Below are 4,749 nucleotides of genomic sequence, written 5' to 3' on the forward strand. Positions count from 1 at the left end.
GCGGCGGCCCGGCGCAGACCCGGTCAGCCCGGGCGGCGGCGGGAGATCTTGGAGCCCAGCCAGACCAGCGGGTCGTACTTGCGGTCCGCGGCGCGCTCCTTCAGGGGGATCAGGGCGTTCTCGGTGATGGTGATGTGCTCCGGGCAGACGTCGGTGCAGCAGCGGGTGATGTTGCAGTAGCCCAGGCCGTGGTCGTCCTGGGCGGAGCGGCTGCGGTCCAGGCCGGTGCCGTCGGCGGCGTCCAGGGGGTGCATGTCGAGTTCGGCGATGCGCATCAGGAAGCGGGGCCCGGCGTAGACCGGCTTGTTCTCCTCGTGGTCGCGGACCACATGGCAGACGTCCTGGCACAGGAAGCACTCGATGCACTTGCGGAACTCCTGGGAGCGCGCCACGTCCTCCTGCGCCATCCGGTACTCGCCCGGGGCGACCCCCGGGGGCGGCACGAAGGCGGGCACCTCCCGGGCCTTGGTGTAGTTGAAGGAGACATCGGTGACCAGGTCGCGGACCACCGGGAAGGTCCGCATGGGGGTGAGCGTGACCGGCTCCCCGGGCGGCAGCGTGGACATCCGGGTCATGCACATCAGCCGCGGCCGTCCGTTGATCTCGGCGCTGCAGGATCCGCACTTGCCGGCCTTGCAGTTCCAGCGGACCGCCAGGTCGGGGGTCTGAGTGGCCTGGAGCCGGTGCACGATGTCCAGGACCACCTCGCCCTCGTGCACCTCCACCTCGTACGTCGCGAAGCCGCCGCCCTCGGCGTCGCCCCGCCAGATCCGGAAGGTGGCCAGGTTGCTCATGACTCGACTCCGGTCTCGGCGGCGGGGGCGTCGGGGGCGGCGCGCACGGGCAGTTCCTCCTCGGTGAGGTACTTGGCCAGCTCCTCCGCGGCGAACAGGTCCAGCAGGTCGGGGCGGATCGGCGGGTTGGGCCTGCGGACGACCTCCACGGCGCCCGACTCCGTCAGCGAGCAGCAGAGGTTGACGCTGCGCCAGGAGCGGTCCATCTCGGGGTGGTCGTCCCGGGTGTGGCCGCCGCGGCTCTCGGTGCGCTCCAGCGCGGCCCGCGCCACGCACTCGGAGACCAGCAGCATGTTGCGCAGGTCCAGCGAGAGGTGCCAGCCCGGGTTGAACTGGCGGTGCCCCTCCACCACGGCCCGCCCGGCCCGCTGCCGCAGCGCGGCCAGCCGCTCCAGGGCCTCGGACATCTCCTCGGCCCGGCGGATGATGCCCACCAGGTCGTTCATGGTCTGCTGGAGCTCCTGGTGGAGCGTGTACGGGTTCTCGGCGGGCCCGGCTCCGGCCCCGCCGCGGCCCTCGTCGAACGGCTCCACCGCCTCGGCGGCGGCCCGGTCCACCTGGCCGGGCTCCGCCTCGGGCCGCAGGGCGCCCAGTCCGGAGACGTACCCGGCGGCGTGCAGCCCGGCCCGGCGGCCGAAGACCAGCAGGTCGGAGAGGGAATTGCCGCCCAGCCGGTTGGAGCCGTGCATCCCGCCGGCCACCTCACCTGCGGCGAACAGCCCGGGCACCCCCGGAGCGGCCGCGGTGTCGGGGTCCACGGCCACGCCGCCCATGACGTAGTGGCAGGTGGGGCCGACCTCCATGGGCTCGCGGGTGATGTCCACGTCCGCCAGTTCCTTGAACTGGTGGTGCATCGACGGCAGTCTGCGGACGATTTCCTCGGCGGGCAGTCGGGTGGAGACGTCCAGGAAGACCCCGCCGTGCGGAGAGCCCCGGCCGGCCTTGACCTCGGAGTTGATGGCCCTGGCCACCTCGTCGCGGGGGAGCAGTTCGGGCGGGCGGCGGTTGTGGTCCGGATCGGCGTACCAGCGGTCGGCCTCCTCCTCGGACTGGGCGTACTGCCCCTTGAAGACGTCCGGGACGTAGTCGAACATGAACCGCTTGCCGTCGTTGTTGCGCAGCACCCCGCCGTCGCCGCGCACCGACTCGGTGACCAGGATGCCCTTCACCGACGGCGGCCAGACCATCCCGGTGGGGTGGAACTGCACGAACTCCATGTTGACCAGGTCGGCGCCCGCCAGCAGCGCCAGCGCATGGCCGTCACCGGTGTACTCCCAGGAGTTGGACGTCACCTTGAAGGACTTGCCGATGCCGCCGGTGGCCAGCACCACGGCCGGCGCCTCGATGGTGAGGAAGCGCCCGCTCTCCCGGACGTAGCCGAAGATCCCGGAGACCCTGGCCCCGTCCTTGAGGATCCTGGTGACGGTGCACTCCTGGAAGACCCGCAGCCTGGCCTCGTAGTCGCCGGACTCCTCGAAGTCCTGCTGCTGGAGGGCGACCACCCGCTGCTGGAGGGTGCGGATCAGCTCCAGCCCGGTGCGGTCGCCGACATGGGCCAGCCGGGGGTACTCATGGCCGCCGAAGTTGCGCTGGGAGATCCGCCCGTCGCCGGTGCGGTCGAAGAGCGCCCCCCAGGTCTCCAGCTCCCACACCCGGTCCGGGGCCTCCTTGGCGTGCAGCTCCGCCATCCGCCAGTGGTTGAGGAACTTGCCGCCGCGCATGGTGTCCCGGAAGTGCACCTGCCAGTTGTCGCCGCTGTTGACATTGCCCATGGCGGCGGCGATGCCGCCTTCGGCCATCACGGTGTGTGCCTTGCCGAAGAGCGACTTGCAGATCACCGCCGTACGCATGCCCTGCTCGCGCGCCTCGATCGCGGCCCGGAGCCCCGCCCCGCCCGCGCCCACCACGACCACGTCGTATGTGTGGCGCTCCACCTCGGTCATCCAAAACTCCTTGCCTGGGAACCGGCGGTCTCAGCCGGGGGAGGACACATGTCCTCGGTGCGGAGTGCGGCCGCGTCGCGGGCGCGGCGCGAAGCCGTCGTACGGCCGGGCCGGCCGTGTCTGCCTGGGGCGGCGGTGCGGGACCTCAACGGGAGTCCTCCCGGACGGGGCGGCCGCCTGCGGAGCAGGAAGCCCTCGCGGTTGACGTGCGGTACCCCTCGCGGGTGAGGGGGGGACATCGGGCGGCGACGCTCAGAAGAACCTGGGGTCGCTGAACGCCCCGCTGGCGAGCAGATAGACGTACAGGTCGGCGATGCCCACCGAGGCCAGCGACATCCAGGCCAGCAGCATGTGACGGGCGTTCAGCCGGCTGACCCACTGCCAGGCCCGGTAGCGCACGGGGTGCCGGGAGAAGTGCCGCAGCCGGCCGCCGACCAGATGCCGGCAGGAATGGCAGGAGAGGGTGTACGCCCAGATCAGCAGCACGTTCACCAGCAGCACCAGGGTGCCGAGGCCCATGTGGCCCCACTCGCCCGCCGGGTTGCGGAAGCCCAGGGCGACGTCATAGGTGAGGATCGAGGCCACCGGGATCGCCAGATAGAAGAAGTACCGGTGGATGTTCTGCAGGATCAGCGGGAAGCGGGTCTCACCGCTGTAGGAGCTGTGCGGCTCGGCGACCGCGCAGGCCGGCGGGGACGCCCAGAACGCCCGGTAGTAGGCCTTGCGGTAGTAGTAGCAGGTCAGCCGGAAGCCCAGCGGGAAGAGCCCCGGCACCGCGACCGGCAGCCGCCCGGTGGCGGTGGTGCGCCCGCTGAGCACCCGGGCCGCCGCCCGCATGGTCGCGGCGGACCATGAGTAGCCGGCCAGCGCCGTGTGCACCCCTGGCAGCCGGGCGAGGTCATAGGGGCCGCAGACCGCGATCTGCACCACCGGCCGCCCGGTCGCCAGCAGCGCGGCGACCAGCCGTCGCTGCGCCGGGTCCCGGTCGGCCCCGCCGGTGAGCACCACCACCGGGCCGTCGCCCGCCCGGGCGGCGGCGACGGCGGCGGCCACCGCCGCGCCGTCCGGCGCCGGACCGGTCGGCAGCGGCGTGGCCTGCCGTCCCAGCGCGGTCAGCGCCCGGGCCAGCTCGCGCACCGGCCGCCCGTCGGCGGTGCCGATCCCGGTGGGCCCGGTGCCGCCGGGCTCCCAGCCGGTCACCAGCAGCCGCCGGCCGGTCGCCGCGGGGAGCGGCAGCGTACGGGTGTCGTCGCGCAGCAGGGTGACGCTGCGGTCGGCCACCGCGTCGGCGGCGGCCAGGTGCGCCGGGGTGCCCAGCAGCCGGCGGACGTCCTGCGGGCGGGGCGGGGTGCGCTCGAGGAGCCGGTGCCGCAGTTTCATCCGCAGCACCCGGGTCACCGAGGCGTCGATCCGGCCCTCGGTCAGTTCTCCGTCCTGTACGGCGCGCAGCACCGAGCGGTAGGCCAGCGGCAGGTCGGGCGGGTCCAGCAACTGGTCGGCGCCCGCCCGCAGGGCGAGCACGGGCACCTTGGCGTCGCCGTAGCGCGCACGGACGCCGGTCATGCCGAGGGAGTCGGTGACCACCACCCCGTCGTAGTGCAGCCGGCCGCGCAGCAGGCCGGTGATGACCGGCCTGGAGAGGGTGGCGGGGTCGCCGGACGGGTCGAGGGCCGGGACCACGATGTGCGCGGTCATCACCGAGTCCACGCCCTGCCCGATCGCGGCGGCGAAGGGAGGGGCGTCCACCTGTTCCCACTCGGCGCGGCTGTGCCCGATCACCGGCAGGCCGGTGTGGCTGTCGGTGGAGGTGTCGCCGTGGCCGGGGAAGTGCTTGGCGGTGGAGACCGTGTCCGCCAGTCGCAGACCGTCGACCTGGGCGGCGGTCAGCTCCGCCACCGCGTGGGGGTCGGCGCCCGGGGAGCGGATCCCGATCACCGGGTTCGCGGGGTCGAGGTTGACGTCGGCGACGGGGGCGTAGTCCTGGTTGATGCCCAGCGCGGCCAGCTCGGCGC

Annotated in this window: 3 protein-coding genes; all 3 read right to left on the reverse strand. The window is 73.1% G+C overall.

What is annotated here, in order from left to right; translation table 11 throughout:
• Nucleotides 1-23: 23 nt before the first annotated feature.
• Nucleotides 24-794, reverse strand: a complete 771-nt coding sequence (locus AOK09_RS34195) for a succinate dehydrogenase/fumarate reductase iron-sulfur subunit (RefSeq protein WP_055591105.1) — start codon at nucleotides 792-794, stop codon at nucleotides 24-26.
• Nucleotides 791-2,737 (reverse strand): fumarate reductase/succinate dehydrogenase flavoprotein subunit, encoded by a 1,947-nt coding sequence (locus AOK09_RS34200; RefSeq protein WP_055591106.1) that lies wholly within the window; start codon nucleotides 2,735-2,737, stop codon nucleotides 791-793. Before AOK09_RS34200 ends, AOK09_RS34195 begins: the two co-directional genes overlap by 4 nt.
• Nucleotides 2,738-2,989: 252 nt before the next feature.
• Nucleotides 2,990-4,749: glycoside hydrolase family 3 protein (locus AOK09_RS34205; protein WP_055591107.1), on the reverse strand; the 1,760-nt coding region annotated here is incomplete at its 5' end.

Source organism: Peterkaempfera griseoplana (assembly GCF_001418575.1).
Classification (GTDB): Bacteria; Actinomycetota; Actinomycetes; order Streptomycetales; family Streptomycetaceae; genus Peterkaempfera; species Peterkaempfera griseoplana.

Coding starts and splice junctions, on each gene's coding strand:
- AOK09_RS34195 (WP_055591105.1), bottom strand. CDS start 794: ATGAGCAACCTGGCCACCTTCCGGATCTGGCGGGGCGACGCCGAGGGC.
- AOK09_RS34200 (WP_055591106.1), bottom strand. CDS start 2,737: ATGACCGAGGTGGAGCGCCACACATACGACGTGGTCGTGGTGGGCGCG.